Source organism: Parvimonas micra (genome assembly GCF_037482165.1).
Lineage (GTDB): Bacteria > Bacillota > Clostridia > Tissierellales > Peptoniphilaceae > Parvimonas.
Genome location: NZ_CP148048.1, coordinates 1,499,788 through 1,521,430 on the forward strand (window position 1 = coordinate 1,499,788; position 21,643 = coordinate 1,521,430).

Below are 21,643 nucleotides of genomic sequence, written 5' to 3' on the forward strand. Positions count from 1 at the left end.
AAAAACCGTCATAGTTGACGGTATTTTATAATAGTGAAAAATCTTCCATATTCCAAATTTCTGTCGCTATTTCTGTATAAAAGTCTTTTTCGTGAGAGATTAAAAATATTCCACCCTTATATTCCTTTAAAGCTCTTTTTAATTCTTCCTTTGACTCTGGGTCAAGATGGTTTGTAGGTTCGTCAAGCATTAGAATATTTGTCTTTTCATTTAAAATCTTACAAAGTCTTACCTTTGCCTGTTCTCCTCCGCTTAAAACTTTCATCTGTGATTCGATATGCACAGTTGTAAGAGAACATTTTGCCAGGGCAGCACGAATTTTAAATTGTTCCCAACTTGGAAATTTCTCCCACATCTCATCAATTGGAGTATTGTTATTTTCGTAATGCTCTTCTTGTTTAAAATATCCTATTGCTAAGTTTTGACCAAAAGAAACAGAACCTGAAATAGCTTTAATATTTCCAAGAATTGTATTTACAAGAGTTGTCTTACCAAGTCCGTTTGCTCCTACAATGGCAATCCTATCTCCTCTTTCCATACGAAGATTTAAAGGCTTACTTATAGGCTTGTCATAACCTATTACCAAATCTTCTGTTTCAAAAATTAATCTGCTTGTAGAAGGAGCTGTTTCAAAATAAAATTCAGGCTTTGGCTTTTCTCTTACAAGCTCAATCTTTTCCATTTTATCAAGTTTTTTCTGTCTTGACATTGCCATATTTCTAGTAGCAACTCTTGCCTTATTACGTTGAACAAAGTCCTCAAGTTCTTGAATTTCCTGTTGTTGTTTTTTATAAGCCGCTTCAATTTGTCTTTGTCTCAACTCTTTCAGTCTTAAAAACTCATCATAATCTCCAACATATCTATTTACTTCACAATTTTCAACATGGTAAATCAAATTTATTACAGAATTTAAAAATGAGATATCATGAGAAATTAAAATAAAGGCGTTTTCATAATTTTGTAAATATCTTCTAAGCCAATTTATATGCTCTTCGTCCAAGTAGTTAGTAGGCTCGTCAAGAAGCAAAATATCAGGCTTTTCTAAAAGCAATTTTGCAAGTAAAATCTTTGAACGTTGTCCACCCGAAAGGTCACTATCAAGCCATTCTTTAATTCCCATATTATGAGCAATTTCATCAATCTTGGAATCAATCATATAAAAGTCATTCGTTTCAAGTAATTCTTGAAGCTCCGCCGCATCAAGCATAATATCATCAAGTTCTTGACCTGATAATTCACCCATTTTCATATAAATATCATTTAATTCACTTTCAACTTCAAAAAGATACGAAAAGGCTGATTTTAAAACATCACGAACAGTCATATTCGCACCAATTACAGAATGTTGGTCAAGATAGCCAATTCTTACTCTCTTTGCCCATTCGATACTTCCCTCTTCAGCTTCAAGTTTTCCAGTAACCAAATTTAGAAAGGTACTTTTGCCCTCTCCATTTGGTCCAACAAGTCCTATATGTTCACCTTTTAAAAGTCTAAAATTTACATCTTTAAGTATTTGACGACCACCAAAACTGTGGCTCAAATTTTTTACAGTTAAAATACTCATTTCTTCTCCTTTTAGTATAGCTCTACATATTTTACCATATTTTTCAATTTAAGTAAAAATTTAAACAACTAATTAAAAGGACATATATTTCAACAAAAAAGCCGTCATTTCTGACGGCAATTTAGTCTTTTTTAAAGTCTTTTAAGCATCTGATCTTGAAAATCCGTTTTTCATTTCACAACTTGCTGTGAAAAGTGTTTTATCAAGTAAATCATTTGTTTGGTCTTTTACAAAATCTGTTATCTCATCATTTGCTTTTTCTAAAAATTCATGAACATTCTTTATCTTTGATTTTTTCTTCAAAAATTCTTTATCATATTTATTCAAGAATTCACGACATTTTGATTGAACTGCATTTTGATATCTTTCAACATGAGAAGCAGTTGATGGAAAATGCGCATCGCAAAGTGCTCCGATAATACGATTTATCCAATAGAAATTATCTGTTGAAGGAGTAAGAGTTGTATTTTCCAAATATTCAGGTGTTTTAGTAATATTTGCATAATATGGAACAATTGCATTAAATACATTTGAACCGAAGGATAGCCACTCAATACTTCTAATTTCTTCAGGCATATAAGGTCTTATTTGAACCAAAGCCAAAACATCATTACGATTTATACCTATAGGTCTAAATTTACCCCTTTGTGATAAATCTCCATTCTTTAGATATGGGTCATAAGGAGTTCCTTGATAGTGATTAGACATAATATATTTAACATCTTCTATTGTAATCTTCTTTTCAGGAATCATGCACCAAGGAAGATTATCACTATGTGGCTTAAACTCAGCATCTTCTCCATCCCAATCAAAAGTATTTGGATTGAAATATCTTAGCATTACCCAAGCACGAGGTGTGTTGTAAGTATGATCCGCATCAGAATGACTTCCAAAAGCAACTCTCGGATTGAAAGGTTCTTCATAATCCTCATCATAATCTTCATCAAATTCATCAATCAATTTGCCAAGAGATAAGTCAAGGAAATTCTCTTCAACAAATTCTTTCAAATCTGATGAACACATAAATTCTTCTTTTGCTCCGTAAGCATCTTCAAAATCAAAATGATCAAGTCCGAATTGATTTGGCATTACAACATAAACCTCGTCAGGAACTCTTCTTGCTATCCAGTGATGACCGCCGATTGTTTCAAACCACCAAATAGAATCTACATCTTGAAAAGCAATTCCGTTACTTTCATAAGTTCCATATTTTTCTATTAATGCACCAAGTCTTTCAACACCTTCCTTAGCACTATTTATATAAGGAAGAGTAATTACAACAAAATCTTCTTCACCTATTCCACCTTTTTTTATAATGTCAGGTTCAAATTCCACTAAAGGATCTGCTCCCAAAACTCTTTCATTTGTAGTAATAGTTTCTGTTGCAGTCATTGAAACATTTTTTTCATTAACACCACAAGCTCCCCAGACTCCACGCCATTTTTTTACATTTGGAAGACAAGTATAACGCATTGGATTTTTAGGCAATTCAATTTTACAATCTGTACGAACAGATTTATAATGAATTGGTTGATCCTTAGGCTCAACAACGATAAATTTTTTTGATTTAAACATTCCCGCTGAAGAATCTTCAATACGAGCAACCAAAGTTGAACCGTCATAACTTGCTTTTTTACCTATAAGAATTGTAGTACACATAACAAACCTCTCTTTCTAAATAATAGTTATTATTAACTACAATTATATTATAACTCAAATTAACAAAAAAGTAAAAGTATTTTTTTGTTTCAAAAAAACTTAAACATTTCTCCTATTTTAAATTATGAATATAATGAAAAATAAAATGCTTCACGTCATAGTGCTTTTGCAAATAAATGCACCTAACACGTCATCTCGAGCAAAATGAACGAAGTGAATGAAGTCGAGAGATCTCACGCTATTATTTGCTTGCAAATAATAGTAAGTCCTGCAAAGGACTTAACAATAAATTAAGCTCAAAATATTTCACAACAAAAAAAACAATTAACGGTAACTCTCCATTAATTGTCTTTTATAATATAAAACTATTTACTTTTTAATAATCTGTTGACTTCCTTTTGTACTTCCTCATAATTGTATCCTGCATTTTCAAGTCTTGCACGTCTTAATTCGCCATTGCCCCAGTTTCCTTGAATGACTTCTTTCGCAACTTCTCTTATAGCTTTTTCATTTATAAAAGCTCTGTAATCAACCCAGCCTTTTAATTCCTTTACATAGTAATAACTTCCCCATTTTCGAGTTAAAGTTACTTCTTCTCCTTGATGATTTTGAGTTGTTCCAATCATACTTTTATCTTCACAAAACCAAGGTAAGCTGTCGATTGAATAGAAGCCTTTAATTTTACTCTTTATATCCAAAAGCTCCATATATTCTCCTTCATTTTGAAATTCTTTTAATCTATATACAAAATAATGTGGTCTGCCTGCATAAACCCAGAGTTTATCGTGATTATCTACAGAAATTCCATTTGCAGAATAATTACAATGAATAATTCTATTTTCGTCAATGAAAATTCCAGTATGTCCAAAACTCGCGCTATTATTTTCCTTTTTTCCCCAGATAAAAATATCTCCTCTTTTGGCATTCCAAGGAAGATTATCTGTTATCTTTTCAAAACCATTCTCTGTAAGCCATGAATGTTCGTGTTTGGTGTCAATAGTCCAACCATTGCTTTTTGCCCCTGCAGACCTAAGTGCATAATATATGGAAGATGAACAATCATAACTGGAAGATCCATTCCTATTTTGCATAGAATAAGAAACCTTGCCTTTTCTGTTTTCAAACCACTTTATCGCCTTTTCAATATCTATCATAAAAACTCCTATTTAAGTTTAACAACTAATTCATTTATAGCCTTTGTAAGTTCGTCAATCTTCTTTTCAAACCTAAGCAATAAGAATACAGAAAGAGCAACAGGAAAGCCTACATTTGAAATACTTGCAATTATATTTTCCATTTTTTCCTCCTATCTTAAGCAAAAAAAAGACCCAAAGGTCTTTTTTTACTAGATTACTGTTACTTCATCATAGCTTGTTGAAATAATATTAGCCTTTTTAATTCCAGTAACTTTTAAATTATCCTTAGCCAAAACTGACTTATAATCAAAAGTTTTTATAATATCAGAAGCTTCATCTGCTGATATATTTTTTATATTAGAAATTGTAAATGCCATATTTTTTCCATCCTCTAATATTAGAGTCATACTTAATGTTTTCTTCATACTTTACCTCCTATTCTAAAGTTGTTTCTACGACTTTAATTGTTTCTTTTCTTGTACCGTCAATAAATTTTTCAACGAATTCTCCTAATTTCTTTAAATTTTCATCAGAAGATTCACTTTGAATATTCTTAACAGTCACACTTCTCTTTTTAGAATTAGCAAGGTTAAAACTAACCTTTAAATACTTTTTAGCCATATCTTTTCTCCTTTTTTATTTATTTTGTAAGCCTTACACTTATATAATAAAATTTTTTAGAAAAAAGGGGGGATAAGGTTTATTTATTATTCCTTTAACTTGTTTATAGCGACTTTTTATGTTAAAATAATTAATACTAAGAAATTTGGAGGCAATATGAACAACGGGATATTTAAAATTATTTCGTACCTGATTTTATTAATTTATACATTATTTACCTTTGGTAATTTATATATGATATTACAAAAAAAGAATACGGAAAGAAATTTTTTCAATGTATTATTAATGCCATTATTGGCATTATTCTATTTTTTTAGATTTAAAAATCACGATATTTTAATATATCTAGCTATTTTATTCTTCTGGTTTGGAGATATTTTATTCACTAGAAGAAATAAGAAAAACATAATTATGGGTCTTCCTTTATTTATTATCGAAATGACTTTTTATATAATAAAACTCGTAAATTTCATAAAAATAACGAATTTAAACTATTTACTTACAATATTACTAATGGTATTGTATTTTGGATTTGTAGCTTTTGAAATTATTGTTTCATTTGAATATGCGAGTGAATACTTTAGAAAAGATATAATATATCTTTATGCATTTGCATTTTTTAATGCAACTCTTTGTATTTTGACTATTTTAACTGGAATTTTCAATTACAGAAGTGGTGTATTGTTTTTGATTTTCGGAAGTAATCTATTCCTTATATCAAACTCATTATTTTTGTTTGTTGCATTTATTAAAAACAATAGATTTTTTAACATCTGTACAACATTTACCTATTCAATTGCAAAATTTCTTTTAATAATGGGTTTTGGACTATTGTTAATATAAACGACTGTATTCAGTCGTTTTTTTGTGAAACAACAAGGTTCCCGGGAACTCACCCGATGCGAAGCATCGTGAAAGGGTGGGGTTCTTATTGTGAAAACACATACATTTTTACCTTAAAAAAATTTAACTTTTCAATGCTTTAAAAATAAAAAATATTTTATTAAAAACCTTTATAAAAACTACTTTTTCCATTGTGTTTTTATACTTTTTATGGTAAAATAATTTCAGTATTTATTTATCGGAGGTATATTGAATTGGAAGAAAAGAATATTGGAAGATTCAAAAAAGATATTGGACTCGAAAACTTTCTTTGCCTTGGTTTATTCCTAACTTTTTTTATCTTAATTGGTAGAAAAATGGGTGGAATAAATATGATCAAAACTATGATGAATACAGGTTTTGACTTGCTTATGAACGTATGTCTTTACTTGATGGCGATTGCCGTATTGGCTGGAGCAATTTCAGGTCTATTCTCTGAATTTGGAGTAATAGCTCTTGTAAATAAACTTCTGTCAAAAATTATGAAACCTATTTATGACTTACCAGGAGCTTCATCTCTAGGTATGTTAAACTGTTACCTATCAGACAACCCTGCTATCTTAACATTAGCACATGATGATAACTTTAGACGTTATTTCAAAAAATATCAAATGCCAGCTCTTACAAATCTTGGAACTGCTTTTGGTATGGGTCTTATCACTACAACTACAATGATGGGACTTAATGTTGAAGGAGCTGTTACAAGTGCTTTAATCGGTAACTTGGGAGCAGTTATAGGTAGTGTAGTATCTGTTAGACTTATGATGCTTGCTACTAAAAAAATGTATGGAACGACTGAATATGTTGAAGTAAAATCAAGTGTTGAAATTCCAGAAAACTCAAGAGTTGTTAGAGAAGGTAGTGCAGGTTCAAGATTCATCCAAGCTATCCTTGATGGTGGAAAAGTTGGAGTTGATATGGGACTTTCAATTATTCCTGGCGTTGTAATAATTTGTACATTAGTTATTATTCTTACAAATGGACCTGGAGCTGAAGGAGTCTATACTGGGGCAGCTAACGAAGGTGTTGGCATTCTTCCATGGATAGGATCAAAATTATCTTTCATACTTAATCCATTATTCGGTTTCAGCTCTCCAGAAGCAATAGCAGTTCCAATAACTGCATTAGGCTCAACAGGAGCAGCAATAGGAACAGTTGCAAAAATGGCAGCAGTAGGAAAAGTTTCTGGAAACGACATTGCAGTATTCACTGCAATCTGTATGTGCTGGAGTGGATATATCTCAACTCACATTGCAATGATGGATGCACTTGGAACAAAAGAAGCAACAGGAAAAGCATTAATCAGCCATACAATTGGTGGATTAGTTGCCGGAGCTGCAGCACATATTTTATATATGTTGTTCCATTTATTCTAAAAATTACAAATTTTGGTAGCATTTTAATGCTACCTTTTTTATGCCTTAATTTATATTTAATAAAATTATCCTTTATGATATAATAATCTTATGTTTATGTAAAAAATTAATGTAAGGGAGAGAGTTATGGAAAAGGAAAAAAAGTATTTTAAAGAACATTATAGAAAACTAAAGAAAAAAACAAAAAATTTCATTAGACCAAAAAAGAGAAAATACTTAGAATTAAAGAAGAGAATCAAAAATCCAATTATTTCTCTAAAATACTATAGAGAAATAAAGAAAAAAATTAGCTTAAATTCTATTATTATTTCATCAATCTTAATAATAATTTCATATTACCTATTTAAAGATGCTATTTTATCTATTATAAATAATATCGTATATAATTTTAACAACAAATATTCCCTACAATTAAATTATGAATTATTTAGAAAAATCCCTAATATATTTTACCTTATTCTATTATTTTACTTTATCGTTTTTTGTAAAAAACATATAACTTCAAAAAATATTAATATAATTGATAAAATAATTATATATACTATAATTTTTTCATTAGTTTCTTTATTAGTAGTTAAAATAAAAAATGAAGTATTTTTGATATTTATATCATTTTTATTTATACTAATAATTAGATTTATCTTTTATACTATAAACAATAAAGAAAAAAATATCAATAATATAAGAACTTTAGTTGATATTTATAATGGAGATTATTGCTTAATCGGTTTAGTACACATGATAATTAAAGATAGTGACAAAATCAGAGAAGATTTGTTTGAAAGAAATCAAATTATTGATAACCTATGCTATTCAATAATAACTTCAATAGATTCTATAGATTGTTTTACAATTGGAGTTGTAGGAAATTGGGGAAGTGGTAAAAGTACGATTTTAGAATTAACAAAAAAAGCTATGAGAAAAAAATTTCTAATAGATTATGATGTAGTTATAATTGATGACTTTGACCCATGGGCGATTAAATCTCAAGACTCTTTAATTTTAGCAATGTATAATACAATAATAGAAAATTTAGGAGAAAGTATTGGATATTTTAAAAGAAAAAAAGTTCAGAATGCACTTATTAATATATCTACAAGTGTTCCATATATTGGTAAAGGAATTGGAAACTTTTTTGATAATAGAGTTGATGATTATACTGAATATAAGGAAATTAAAAACGAATTGGAAGAAAAATTGAAGAAATCAAATAAACGTTTTGTTTTTATTATAGATAATTTAGATAGAATGAATTCAGATAATATAATTTTTCTACTAACTCTTATAGAAACTCTTTTTAAATTACCAAGAATAACATATATTGTAGCTTATGATAAAGACAGATTAAAAGATATTTTTAATAAAAAAACAGACAAAATTGACCCTCAATATATCGAAAAGATTATTAATAAAGAAATCAAAGTCCCAGAAATTAGTAATCTGGAAAAACAACGAATATTTTATGATTGTTTAAAAAACTTAATGGTATATGATAGTGATTACAAATGTAATAGTTCAATTAGTAATCAAAAGATTGAAGATATTAACAATGATATCTTAACAAAAGTTGCTTTAAAATTTAATAATACTAGAGACTTTATAAGATTTTTAAATTTTATAATATATGATATTCTTTTTACACCCTTGAACCGATTAGATTTTCTAATTATTAAATTAATAGAGTTTTTGGATTATCAGTTATACAACAAAATTTCAAAAAATAAAAATTTCATTACTTCAAAAGTTGAAAATATAAATTATTGTACCGAAAAAGAAATAGCATTTTTTAAAGAAATAAAAGAAAGTGAATTTTTTGATTTGCTACAACTATTATCATTAAAATCAACAAATTTTTATAATTTGGTAAAAGACTCTCCTGAAGAAAAAAATCCTATTTGTGATATTAATTCAGAAATTTTAAGAGGTTCTATTTGTAATAATGATAGCTTTGAAGATTATTTTTCTTCTAATATATTTACCAAAGAATATAAAGAATTAATACAGTGCTTTAAATTAGCAAATAACGTTGAATATAATATAATATCGGAGTTTTTTAATAAAAACAATAAATATTTAGAATATTATTATCTTAATTCTTTATGGAAATATTTATTAAACATCATTTCAAAAAAAGATTCATCTACAGAGTACTTTAGAATGGGCTTATTCTGTTATTTTATAAATAAATCTAAATCTTATTTATATTGTAATAACGAGAATAAAAGTTCAATAAGTTCTATGATGGATCAAATTTTCCGTTTAATATTTGGATTAATAAAAGAATTTCCTTATTGGGAAGATGAACTCTTTTCTAAAAAAGAAGTATTTTCCTCAAAAGAAATTAAGCAATTTTTAGAAAAACTAGAATATTCGTATGATTCAGAGATATATAGACAAACTATGCAAAATATAGAGAATATGTTAAAATTAGAAGAAACAATATATAATAAAGAACTTACCAATGCAATAAAAATTGCTTTAAAAGAAATAGAGAACGATAAAAACAATATAAAATAAAGGAGTGAAATTCACTCCTTTTTTATTACTTTAATTACTTTATTAATTTATTCTTTTTAGCGATTTTTTTGATTTTGTCTAAGTCGCTTTTGTCGTATTCTTGTCTTAAGTCTCTAAAGATTTTAAAGTTTACCATTATGGTCTTTCCGCTGTTTTCAATTGAAAAACTTCTTATTCTATCCCATCTGTAGAGCTTCGCAACTAATTGCCATGGGTGAATAATCCCTCTTTCACTTATTCCTGCACTTATAAGGCTTGTAAAGAAAGCTAGCCACCAAGATAAAACAATTATATAGCCCACTAAGTCGTTTTTTAATTTATATCCTGCAAATAGCATAAGAGCTAATGCAATTATTAGAGTCATTAATGTAAATTTTGTAAACTTTACTTTTATGATACAAGTTAGTCTCCGATAGATGTTAAAAAGACATAAAAGTAAAGGAATTAAAATTAACGGTAACATAGTTTCTCCTTAAAATTCCATTTTTATACTTCTTTTAAAAAGATTGTCCAAAATTTCTTTTGGGTCTTTTTTATTATATATTATTTCATAAACTGCATTTGTTATTGGCAATTCAACGTCGTATTTTTCGGATAAGTCCATTAATGCCTTTGTTGTGTAATAACCCTCTGCAAGTTTTTCAAAACTTTCTCCTTTTACAAATTTTTCACCAAATTTTCTGTTATTACTAAATTCGGAAAAAACAGTAGCTTCATAATCTCCAAGATGACAAAGTCCATATGCACAGCTTTTATCTCCACCCATTTTTTCAATAAGTCTTGCAATTTCTCTTGTTCCTCTTGACATCAACGCTCCCTTTAATGAGCTTAAATTAAATCCGTCAAGCATTCCCGCAGCGATACCTATTACATTTTTTGAAGCTGCTCCGATTTCATTTCCCAAGAGATTAGTTCCATAGTAAAATCTAATTAAATTACTTGAAAAAGAATCAACTAATTTTTTAACCAATTCCCTATCGTCTGAGTCAATTACCATGCAATTCGGAATTCCATTTGTAAAGTCTTGAACATGTCCCGGTCCAATCCAAGCACCACAAGAGTAATTTTCTCCTAGAATATCTTTTACAATTTTTGTAGGAGTAAAACCTGTTTTTATTTCAATTCCCTTCATACAGAGAATAATTGGAATATTTTTCTCTTTAAAAAGGTCTTTATTCTCATTTAATAAATCTCTTAAGCCTTGAGTTCCAACTGAAATAATGATTAAATCTTTATTAAAAACATCATTTATATTAGTTGTTAAAGAAATTGACTTAGGAAGTTCAAGAAAATTATTTTTCCTATTCTCTAAAAAGTTTTTCATCTTTTCTGAAGTTTTTCTACCATATAAAGTAACTTCATTCCCTATTTTATCTAAATACCAAGCTATGAAACTTCCCCATCTTCCACAGCCTATAATAGCAATTTTCATAAAATCTCCTATTTTTCTTCTAACATGTCTATTCTTTTTTGATGACGACCACCCTCGAAGTCCTCTTCAATAAAAGTTTTTACAATGTCTTTTGCTAGTTCAATTCCAGTAACTCTTGCCCCCAAACAAAGAACATTTGCATTATTATGTTTTCTTGTCATTCTAGCTGAAAAACTTTCACTACAAAGACCTGCACGAATTCCTTTAACCTTGTTACAAGCTATTGAAATTCCGATACCTGTTCCACAAATTGCAATTCCTAAAGAATTTTTATTTTCTAAAACTTTTTTACAAACAGCTTGCCCAAAAAGTGGATAATCCACGCTTTTAGTTTCATCTGTTCCTACATTTATAACTTCATGTCCCATTTCTTCTAAAAATTTTACTAATTCATTTTTCATTTCAACTGCGGAATGATCATTACCTATTATTATCTTCATACAACTCTCCTTAATTGCTATTTAATATAACTAATAATAATATATTTCTTAAGTATAGTCAAGTATTTAAGTAACTTATAAAGATACTATATAGTAAATAATATAAATTTAAGTAACTTTATAATTGACCCAAGGTTAAAAAAGTGATATAATAATACCAAGAATTAGCAAACTTAACCCAACAACTTAAAATACCGTCATGTCTTAAAATCAGGAGGAAAGATGTACGACAGAGAGAAAATTATAGAAGATTTTAGCCCTTTGATTAAAGCGAGTATAAAAAAGTATTTTGCAAATTACATAAGTTATGAAGATGCGTATCAAGACGGAGTTGTAAAAATTTTGGAGCTTTTGGAGAGCTATAAAGGTGGTGGAAAAGTTTCACTTGAATGCTATTTAAAATATCAATTAAAATTTTTTTATATGCAAAAATTTTTTAAAAGAAAAAAAGAAACTGAAAAGACATATTCTAAAATATATCAGACAAAAGATGATGAGACAATTGAAGTTTTGGAGCTTATTGTTGATGAAAATGCAGATACACAAAAAGATGTTGAAACAAATGAATTGAATAAAAAGATAAGAGAAATTGTGTCCACTCTCCCCCAAAAGCAAAGAGAGGTTATAGAATACAAATTTTATGAAAATTTAAAAAATAAAGAAATTGCGGAGAGAATGAAAATAAAGGAAGACACCGTTAAGGAGTATTATAAAATAGCAAAGAAAAAACTTAAAGTTAAATTTTTAGAAAATGAGATAGATATTAGAGAGTTATAGTGTTTAGATATCAACAGGATGTATCTACGATACATTTACTTTTGCTAAAGCAAAAGTATGAGATTTCTCGACTACGCTCGAAATGACGTATATAGGAAAGTGCTACGTTTAACAGCTTAACGTTAGAAGTAAATAAAATTTAAAGAATATTTAAAATTTTATATAAAAATAAAATGTTTCACGTCATAGCACTATGTAAAGGAATTTTTCTAACACGTCATCTCGACCGAAATGAGCGAAGCGTAGTCAATCTAGCACTAACTTTGTTTAAAAGTTGCATAGAAAACAAAATAATTCACGTCATAGAACTTTGCAAAGAGATGCTCTAAACACGTCATCTCGACTGTAACGAAGCGAAGCTGAGTGGAACGGAGAGATCTCACTACAATTATTTGTTACAAATAATTGTAAGTCCTGCTAAGGACTTGTATAAAAAACAATATATAACTGTAATAGATATTTCTTAAATCCATTTTACAATTATATTTCTATTCCCCCATATTCCGAAAAGGACTCTTTTGAGTTCTTTTTTTGTATATTTTTATGAAATTTTTACAATTTTGTGGTAAAATATAGTATGTATATTTATGTAGATTTTTAATAAGGAGAAAAAATGACAAATTTTATAGATGAAAAATATGATGTTGTTGTAATCGGTGCAGGTCATGCCGGTTGCGAAGCAGGTCTTGCAAGCGCTAGACTTGGACTTAAGACTGCAATTCTTACAATAAGCATGGATTCAGTTGCCGATATGCCCTGCAATCCAAATATAGGCGGTACAGGAAAAGGCCATTTAGTTCGTGAAATTGACGCTCTAGGCGGAGAAATGGCGATAAATATAGATAAGACTTTTATTCAATCCAGAATGTTAAATACGTCAAAGGGTCCAGCTGTTCACAGTTTACGTGTTCAAGCAGATAAAAAGATGTATCATACTGAAATGAAAAAAGTTTTAGAAAACGAAAAAAATATAGATTTAATTCAAGCAGAAGTTAAGGAAATTTTAACGGAAAACAATGAAATTACAGGAGTTTTAACGACTTCAAATGAAATCTTCCCTGCAAAGGCAGTTATCATCTGTACGGGAACTTATCTTAAATCTATGATTTTAATTGGAGAAAACTGTTATGAAAGTGGTCCAAACAACTGGAAATGCTCTACTTATTTAAGTGATAGTTTAAGAAATTTAGGTATTCCTCTTAGACGTTTCAAGACCGGAACTCCTGCAAGAGTTCATAGAGATTCCATTGACTATTCAAAAATGGATATTCAAAAAGGAGATGACAATATAATTCCATTTTCCTTTATGAATGAAGGAAAAGATATAGGAAATCATAAGGAAGATTGTTTTTTAACTTATACAACTTTGGAAACTAAACAAATAATTGAAAAAAATCTTCATAGAAGTCCTATGTATGCAGGAATTGTAAAGGGTATAGGTCCAAGATATTGTCCTTCTATTGAGGATAAAATCGTACGTTTTAATGAAAAAGACGAACATCAAGTTTTTATTGAGCCGGAAGGTTTGGATACTTCTGAAATGTATGTTCAAGGTGTCAGCAGTACTCTTCCCCTTGAAGTTCAAAAACAGATGTATAAAAGCATTTTAGGACTTGAAAATGTTAAGATAATGCGTCCTGCTTATGGAATTGAATATGATTGCATAGATCCGACGATTTTAAGGGCTACTTTAGAACATAAGGATATTAAAAATCTTTTCTTTGCAGGTCAAATTAATGGAAGCTCCGGTTATGAAGAAGCTGCAAGTCAAGGTATTATCGCAGGGATAAATTCAGCAATGAATATTTTAAGAAAAGAACCTTTTGTGCTTACCAGAAGTGATGCCTATATCGGAGTTTTAATCGATGATTTGATTACAAAAGGAACTGATGAGCCTTACAGAATGATGACTTCAAGAACTGAATACAGACTTTCTTTAAGACAGGACAATGCAGATTTAAGACTTACAGAAATGAGTTATAATATAGGTTTGGCAACTAAAGAACGTTACGAAAAATGCCTAAATAAAAAGACTTTAATAGAAAACGAAATAAATAGATTAAAGTCCTCTATCTTAACACCAAAGGAAAATACTAATAATGCTTTAGAAGCATTAGGAAGTATGAAACTTAAAACTGCAATAAGCCTTTATGATTTAATAAAAAGACCTGAATTAGACTATGAAATAATTAAGGATTTAGATACAACTCGTGAACCTTTGGATAGAGAAATAAAAATGCAAGTTCAAACGATGATTAAATATGAGGGTTATATCGAAAAACAAAGTCAACAAATAGAGGCATTTAAAAAACTTGAAAACAAAAAACTTGAAAATATTGACTATAATTCCCTATCAGGTCTTAGAATTGAGGCTGTTCAAAAACTTGCAAAATTTAGACCTGAAACAGTAGGACAAGCGAGTAGAATTTCAGGAGTAAGCCCTGCAGATATAAATGTTTTGCTTATTCATCTTGAAACTCAAAGGAGAAAAAATGGATAATTTAAAAAGTTTAACTCAAAAAGAAAATATTATTTTAAGCGATATAGCTTTGGAAAAGTTTGAAATTTACAAAAAATTAATTCTGGAATGGAATGAAAAAATAAATTTAACAGCTATTACAGATGAAGAAGCTATGAATACAAAACATTTTTTAGATTGTCTATTGCTTACAAAAACTGGACTTTTTGATGACGATAAAACTGTTTTAGATGTAGGAACTGGTGCAGGTTTCCCTGCAATTCCACTTAAACTATATAATGAAAATTTAAAAATAACAATGTTAGATAGCTTAAATAAAAGGATTAAGTTTTTAAATATCGTAATTGAGGATTTGAATTTAAAAAATATAGCGGCTATTCATGGTCGTGCAGAAGAAGTCGGAAGAAAAGAAGGCTTTAGAGAAAGTTTTGATATAGTGAGTTCAAGAGCTGTCGCTTCCCTATCTTTACTTTTGGAATTTACAATTCCATTTTTAAAAGTAAACGGACTTTTTCTTGCAATGAAAGGGCCTTCATATCTTGAAGAAGTTGAAACTTCAAAAAATGCACTAAAAAAATTAAATTGCAAATTAGAGAATGTATTGAATTTTAAAATCGAGCAAAATGGAGAAATTTCAGAAAGAAATATTTTGATTATTAAAAAGGTAGGAAAAACTCCGAATAATTTTCCAAGAAATATGGGACAAATAAAGAAAAAACCGTTATAAAAGAGTAAAAGAAGGTTGAAATACCTTCTTTTTTTTTAGAATATTTTATAGAAAAGTAGACTTCTAGTACAATCCACCGACAGTACTACTTTTATTTACAAATAAAATAAAGTTAAACCTAAATAATATTAACGTATTTATTCTAAATATATCGACTATGAAAATCTAAATCATAAGCATTGGGCTTTATGAGATCTCTCCGCTCCGTTACACTTCGGTCGAGATGACGTGTTGAGGTGTGTTTTCTCTGCAAAATAATTCGACGTGAAACATTTTATTTTATATAAAATTTTTAATACCATTTGAAGTTTATTTACTGTTAACGTCTAGCTATTAGACAAAGTATATTCCCTTATACGTCATTTCGACTGTAGCGTAAGCGAAACGAATCTAGCCCTAACTTTTGTTGTTTATTCATAAACAACAAAAAGTAGGTCTGACACAAAGATTTTTCAAATCTTTGATTTGAGTACAATCGACTGTGGAAATCTCATACTTTTGCTTTAGCAAAAGTAAATGTATCGCAGATACATCGATATGAAATTTTCATACTAAATGAAGCTTTAGAAAATTTACATAGTAATTATAACTAACATTTTTATTTTTTCAAGTCCTTTACAGGACTTACTATTATTTGTAAGCAAATAACAGTGTGAGATCTCTCCACTTCCTTCGTTTCACTCATTTCGGTCGAGATGACGTGTTGGGAGCTTCTCTTTGCAAAGTCCCATAACGTGAGTTATTTCTGTTTAAATACAAAAAAATGAAGGTCGTTACTGACCTTCATTTTTTATTGTTTAATCTTTCGATTATTTTGATCTTTTTCTACGTTTAGAATCTAATAATGCAACTAAAGCTCCTGATCCAAGTAACATATTTACATATGCTGTTAAGTTTGAACCTATATTTGTCTTAGGTAATCTAGGTTTCTTCAATAAGATAGTTTGATCTGCATCATTAATATCTCTATGAGAAGCTATTTCTCTTCCTTTTTCATACATTGTTTCAAATGCTACTAGTTTACCTTGTGTTAAATATTTAGCTTCAACAACTGTACTTAATTCAATTGTACCATTACTCTTTTCAGCAACAAAAGTTTTTTCAACAGTTAATGGCTTACCATTTACTAATAATTCTTTTCCTGTAGCTTTATCCATCCAAACAAGTTTAACTGTATATTCTTTACCAACAACTAAATTAGTATAATGAACATAGTCTGTTAATGTCAATGATTGTTCAAGAACTGCTTCTTTCTTACCATTAACCTTAGCTTCTGTCTTTAATTTAGATTTTGGTTGATTTACTCTTACAGTTTGATTTTCATCATCTATGTCTTTATGTGCTGCTACTAGAACATTGTCCTTGTACACTTCTTCAAAAGCTACTAATTGTGTATCTTTTTCAAAGTTCTTTGCATCTAAAGTTACGCTTAATTCGATTTCGCCGTTTTCTTGTTCAGCTACAAATTCTTTTTCTGCTGTAACTTCTTTTCCATCTACTAAGAATGGCTTTCCTGTTTCCTTATCCATCCATACTAACTTAGCTTTATAAGTTTTTCCTACTATTAAGTTCTTATACTTAACAACATCTGTTAATACTACTTTGTTAGTTGGTGCATCTTCTTTTTCGCCATTTACTTTTGCTTCTGTTTCTACTGTTGGTTTCTTACGGTCTGTTATTGTAACTTTTCCACCTTCTGATTTTACTATATCATCTTCTGCTACTTTTGTTACTTTTACATTTCCGTCTTTGTCAACTTCAAATTCTATATCTGTTACTGTTAAGTATCCTTCTGGCGCTGCTTCTTCATGGAATACATATTTTCCTGGTAACAAGTTTAATTCTTTTGCTGTATCTGTTGATTCCCAGCTTATTGTATTAACCTTTGTTCCATTATCATTTATCAAGTTTGTTCCATCTGCTGACTTAACTGTTATCTTTGCTCCAGCTAATTCTGTTCCACCCAAGTCTACTTTACTTACTTTTACTGGATTGAAGTTTTCTCTTACCACAACTGATTGATCAACATCATTTATGTCTTCGTGTGCTCCAATTTCAACATTATTTTCAAATAGCTTTTCAAATGCTACTAATGTTGTATCTTTTTCAAAGTATTTTGAATCTACATTTACACTTAATTCAATTTCACCTTCGCTAGCTTCAGCCACAAAAGTCTTTTCTGCTGTTAATTCTTTTCCATCAGCTAAGAATGGCTTTCCTGTTTCCTTGTCCATCCATACTAACTTAGTTGTGTAAGTCTTTCCAATTACCAAATTCTTATAGCTTACTTTATCTGTTAATGTTAATTCGTCTTTTGCTTTTACTTCCTTTTCTCCATTAACTTTTGCTTCAGTCTTTAAGTCTGGTTTTGGTTGTTTTACTTTTACTGTTTGATTTTCATCATTTATATCTTTATGTGCTGCTACTAGAACATTGTCCTTGTACACTTCTTCAAAAGCTACTAATTGTGTATCTTTTTCAAAGTTCTTTGCATCTAAAGTTACGCTTAATTCGATTTCGCCGTTTTCTTGTTCAGCTACAAATTCTTTTTCTGCTGTAACTTCTTTTCCATCTACTAAGAATGGCTTTCCTGTTTCCTTATCCATCCATACTAACTTAGCTTTATAAGTTTTTCCTACTATTAAGTTCTTATATTTAACAACATCTGTTAATACTACTTTGTTAGTTGGTGCATCTTCTTTTTCACCATTTACTTTTGCTTCTGTTTCTACTGTTGGTTTCTTACGGTCTGTTATTGTAACTTTTCCGCCTTCTGATTTTACTATATCATCTTCTGCTACTTTTGTTACTTTTACATTTCCGTCTTTATCAACTTCAAATTCTATATCTGTTACTGTTAAGTATCCTTCTGGTGCTGCTTCTTCATGGAATACATATTTTCCTGGTAACATGTTTAATTCTTTTGCTGTATCTGTTGATTCCCAGCTTATTGTATTAACCTTTGTTCCATTATCATTTATTAAATTTGTTCCATCAGCTGACTTAACAGTTATCTTTGCTCCAGCTAATTCTGTTCCACCTAAGTCAACTTTACTTACTTTTACTGGGTTAAAGTTTTCTTTAATTACAACAGATTGAGCTTCATCATTAATATCTTCATGAGCAGCTACTTTTACACCATTTTGGAACATCTCTTCAAATGCTACTAATTTAGTTTCTTTAGTGAAATAATTTGAATCTACAGTTACATTTAATTCTACTTCACCATCTGCTTGTTGAGCTACAAATGTAGTTTCAGCTTTAATAGGGTTTCCTTCAGCTAAGAATGGTTGATTAGTTTCCTTATCCATCCATACTAAATTAACTGTGTAAGTTTTTCCAACTATTAAATTCTTATAGCTTACTTTATCAGTTAAAGTTAATTGACCTTTAGCTTTTACTTCCTTTTCTCCATTAACTTTAGCTTCTGTCTTGATTGAAATTTCTTTACGGTCTGTTATTGTAACTTTTCCGCCTTCTGATTTTACTATATCATCTTCTGCTACTTTTGTTACTTTTACATTTCCGTCTTTGTCAACTTCAAATTCTATATCTGTTACTGTTAAGTATCCTTCTGGTGCTGCTTCTTCATGGAATACATACTTACCAGCTCTTAATTTCAATTCTTTTGCTGTATTTGTTGATTCCCAAGAAACTGAATTTACACTTTTACCATTATCGCTAATTAAGTTTGTTCCATCAGCTGATTTAACAGTTATCTTAGCTCCCGGTAATTCTGTTCCACCTAAGTCTACTTTACTTACTGTCACTGGATGATATTTATAATCATCTACCATTGAAATAATAGTTGTTGAACCATCAACTTTTACAGTAGTTCCACTTACTGATCCATCTTTATTTACTGTAAACTTAATTGTAGTAGCTAAAGAGAATCCTTCTGGTGCTGCAGTTTCAACAAATGTATAATTACCAGGTTCAAGAGTTAATTGCTTAGCAGTTCCATCTGATATCCATTCTACTGATGGTACTTTAACTCCATTTTCTTTTATTGTAGCTCTTCCGTCATCTGAGCTCAATTTAATCTTTGCTCCTGCTAATTCTTTTCCCGCAACGTCAGTTTTTCTAAATTTAAAGTCATATTCCTTTGGTGTGAAAGTATTCTTTACATTCATACCTGAAACTTCAGAAGTATAACCTTCCGGTACCTGTACTTCTTTTACAGTATAAACTATAGGAATATCATCTCCGTTTGCATCACGTTTATCTGTTCTGTATTTAGGCAAATCTTTAAATTCATATTTCCAATCTCCGTTTTGATCCGGCTTTACAATTTGAGTTTTGCCAGGTACATCCTTCCCGTCAGCAACTAATTGGATTGTAATTTGTGATGGACGAACATTATAACCGTCGTCATTTACCCAAGTTTTTCTACCACAAATATTTGTTAAAATACGTTTATTTTTAACAGCTACAGTTGTTAATTTATTTAAATCTGGAGTAAATTCCAAGTTTTCACTTGTTGATTCAACTTGATATCCAGGAGGAGTACTGATTTCTTTTAGTACATATTTCTTAATAGGATTCAATGTTGTTTTAGAAATAGCTTCCCCATTATCTCCTGTAACCATTGTTTCAATTAATTCATCTGTATCTTTAACTCTAATTTCAAATTTCGCTTGTGGAAGTTTAATTTTAGGGTCAATTGCATCTACTTTAACAATCTTTACTTTTCCCTTATTTCCTTCTCCTGTTCCTGAAGAACTAGCTGAATTAAATCCGCCATGATACTCTTTATGAATTCCATCACCTTTTAAAATAACTTTATTGACAATTTTATCATCAGGATAAGTGGTTTGATAACGTAATTGAAAACTCTTTTTTCCCGGACTTCCTATATTCAGTGTAAAGGATGACTTATCCCCATTAAACTTAATCATTGAATTAAGTTCAGCTTGAGAATATTCCTTAATGACTTTCGTTACCTTTCCAATATTATCATATTCTACTTCTTTAAGCACTATCGTGCCATCCAAATATTTTGCTCCAGCTGGAGAAAGTTCATCTGATATAAAAGTATGTTGTAAATTAAGTCCTTTAGATAAATTAATTCGGACAACCCATTGAACCTTTTGTTCAGCCTTGTCTGGGTCGTATGCATATTTAGCTAAGGTTTCACCGTCCAATGTTCCTGGTTTATCTATATGAATCGTATGGGTAATAGGTTTTCCATTTACAGTAATTGTAAAAGTATTATTAGCATCAGTTTTTATTTTAGAACTTACAAATGATGCTTCTAATTTCATTGTCCCTTTAACATTATACAATCCTTCTACCGATTTAGTAAAAGTTACAACAATTTTTCCACCACCACCATTTACAGCGTTGATTTTACCTTTTGCTACAACAGTTCCACTAGTATCTACTAAATCAAACTGTGTAGCTGAGCCAGATAATGGAAATTGCATTTGTGTTGGTAATTGTACTTCAAAATAATCATTCTCTTTAATAGAATTCCCATAACTTGAAGCATCCCAATCAAGCTCTAAATCAAACTGATCAGCTGAATATAGTTTAGTAACTGGTGGATCTCCTAATTGATGCTTAAATTTATAAATATTAAAACGTGTTATTGATACATTTGCCTTAAGTTCTCCTCCACGCACGTTTCTACTCAATGCAAAAATCTCATTATTGAGCATTTTATCTATATTGTTATTTTTTTCTACCTTATTTACTTTTTTTTCTGATGTTTTACCAGTTGCATTTGCCATTTCTTCTTTGTTTTTTTCAGAAGATAATACTGCTGGCATATTTTTTTCGGTAGATTTTCCCTCTTTTTTATCTTCAGTCTTAACATCTTTTTTCGTGTTAATTTCTGCTTTGTTTGATGAGAAGTTCTGTTTCTTTTCGGATATATTCTTGTTATTTGCCATATCTTTTGCATATGATAAATTGGTACCAATTCCTGGAACAAGAATGTTAAACACCATAAGTAGTGCTAACAAAAAACAACTCCTTTTTTTCATTTTTTATATTCCCTCCTTATAAAATAAATAAATATACAATAAATAA

Annotated in this window: 16 protein-coding genes; 6 read left to right on the forward strand and 10 right to left on the reverse strand. The window is 29.5% G+C overall.

The genetic code is table 11. The features are described 5' to 3' along the window. Window positions 1-25: 25 nt before the first annotated feature. The 6 genes from WFJ11_RS07235 to WFJ11_RS07260 form a co-directional block, all read right to left on the reverse strand. Window positions 26-1,564, reverse strand: a complete 1,539-nt coding sequence (locus WFJ11_RS07235) for an ABC-F family ATP-binding cassette domain-containing protein (protein ID WP_338817354.1) — start codon at window positions 1,562-1,564, stop codon at window positions 26-28. 141 nt (window positions 1,565-1,705) lie between these two features. Beyond that, window positions 1,706-3,223, reverse strand: a complete 1,518-nt coding sequence (locus WFJ11_RS07240; RefSeq protein WP_338817356.1) for a C69 family dipeptidase — start codon at window positions 3,221-3,223, stop codon at window positions 1,706-1,708. Window positions 3,224-3,588: 365 nt separating this feature from the next. After that, window positions 3,589-4,377 (reverse strand): peptidoglycan amidohydrolase family protein, encoded by a 789-nt coding sequence (locus WFJ11_RS07245; RefSeq protein ID WP_338817357.1) that lies wholly within the window; start codon window positions 4,375-4,377, stop codon window positions 3,589-3,591. Between the two features lie 8 nt (window positions 4,378-4,385). Beyond that, complete coding sequence (locus tag WFJ11_RS07250) at window positions 4,386-4,520, reverse strand: YvrJ family protein (protein ID WP_009354656.1); 135 nt, start codon at window positions 4,518-4,520, stop codon at window positions 4,386-4,388. 48 nt (window positions 4,521-4,568) lie between these two features. Next, window positions 4,569-4,784: a DUF2922 family protein gene (locus WFJ11_RS07255; RefSeq protein WP_009354829.1), complete on the reverse strand. Its 216-nt coding sequence runs from the start codon at window positions 4,782-4,784 to the stop codon at window positions 4,569-4,571. A gap of 10 nt (window positions 4,785-4,794) precedes the next feature. Then, window positions 4,795-4,980, reverse strand: a complete 186-nt coding sequence (locus WFJ11_RS07260) for a hypothetical protein (protein WP_009354849.1) — start codon at window positions 4,978-4,980, stop codon at window positions 4,795-4,797. A gap of 156 nt (window positions 4,981-5,136) precedes the next feature. On the opposite strand from WFJ11_RS07260, the gene WFJ11_RS07265 reads away from it, so the two are divergent. The 3 genes from WFJ11_RS07265 to WFJ11_RS07275 all read left to right on the forward strand — a co-directional run bounded on the left by WFJ11_RS07265 (window position 5,137) and on the right by WFJ11_RS07275 (window position 9,755). Further along, window positions 5,137-5,823, forward strand: a complete 687-nt coding sequence (locus WFJ11_RS07265; protein WP_338817358.1) for a lysoplasmalogenase family protein — start codon at window positions 5,137-5,139, stop codon at window positions 5,821-5,823. A gap of 254 nt (window positions 5,824-6,077) precedes the next feature. After that, complete coding sequence (locus WFJ11_RS07270) at window positions 6,078-7,238, forward strand: CD0519/CD1768 family membrane protein (RefSeq protein WP_293439898.1); 1,161 nt, start codon at window positions 6,078-6,080, stop codon at window positions 7,236-7,238. A gap of 126 nt (window positions 7,239-7,364) precedes the next feature. Beyond that, on the forward strand, window positions 7,365-9,755 hold the full coding sequence (locus WFJ11_RS07275; RefSeq protein WP_338817359.1) for a KAP family P-loop NTPase fold protein: 2,391 nt from the start codon (window positions 7,365-7,367) through the stop codon (window positions 9,753-9,755). 34 nt (window positions 9,756-9,789) lie between these two features. Here WFJ11_RS07275 and WFJ11_RS07280 read toward each other — a convergent pair whose 3' ends face one another. Genes WFJ11_RS07280 through rpiB form a run of 3 tightly spaced genes read right to left on the reverse strand, consistent with a single transcriptional unit; the run spans window position 9,790 to window position 11,627 of the window. Then, a complete protein-coding gene (locus WFJ11_RS07280) occupies window positions 9,790-10,218 on the reverse strand; it encodes a hypothetical protein (protein ID WP_338817360.1) in 429 nt (142 codons plus the stop codon). Window positions 10,219-10,227: 9 nt separating this feature from the next. Beyond that, window positions 10,228-11,187, reverse strand: a complete 960-nt coding sequence (locus tag WFJ11_RS07285) for an NAD(P)H-dependent glycerol-3-phosphate dehydrogenase (RefSeq protein WP_338817362.1) — start codon at window positions 11,185-11,187, stop codon at window positions 10,228-10,230. Window positions 11,188-11,195: 8 nt separating this feature from the next. Next, the gene (gene rpiB, locus WFJ11_RS07290) at window positions 11,196-11,627 is read right to left on the reverse strand and encodes a ribose 5-phosphate isomerase B (protein ID WP_338817363.1); all 432 of its coding nucleotides are present in this window, start codon (window positions 11,625-11,627) and stop codon (window positions 11,196-11,198) included. 222 nt (window positions 11,628-11,849) lie between these two features. Here rpiB and WFJ11_RS07295 point away from each other — a divergent pair, with 222 nt between their 5' ends. The 3 genes from WFJ11_RS07295 (at window position 11,850) to rsmG (ending at window position 15,610) form a co-directional block, all read left to right on the forward strand. After that, window positions 11,850-12,404, forward strand: coding sequence for a sigma-70 family RNA polymerase sigma factor (locus WFJ11_RS07295; protein WP_338817364.1), 555 nt, complete (start codon window positions 11,850-11,852; stop codon window positions 12,402-12,404). A gap of 613 nt (window positions 12,405-13,017) precedes the next feature. Further along, window positions 13,018-14,904 (forward strand): tRNA uridine-5-carboxymethylaminomethyl(34) synthesis enzyme MnmG, encoded by a 1,887-nt coding sequence (mnmG, locus tag WFJ11_RS07300; RefSeq protein ID WP_338817365.1) that lies wholly within the window; start codon window positions 13,018-13,020, stop codon window positions 14,902-14,904. Beyond that, window positions 14,897-15,610: a 16S rRNA (guanine(527)-N(7))-methyltransferase RsmG gene (gene rsmG / locus WFJ11_RS07305; protein WP_338817366.1), complete on the forward strand. Its 714-nt coding sequence runs from the start codon at window positions 14,897-14,899 to the stop codon at window positions 15,608-15,610. The genes mnmG and rsmG overlap by 8 nt, the downstream gene beginning before the upstream one ends. Before the next feature lie 809 nt (window positions 15,611-16,419). Here the strand turns inward: rsmG and WFJ11_RS07310 are convergent. Further along, window positions 16,420-21,597, reverse strand: a complete 5,178-nt coding sequence (locus WFJ11_RS07310; protein ID WP_338817367.1) for a VaFE repeat-containing surface-anchored protein — start codon at window positions 21,595-21,597, stop codon at window positions 16,420-16,422. Window positions 21,598-21,643: the final 46 nt, after the last annotated feature.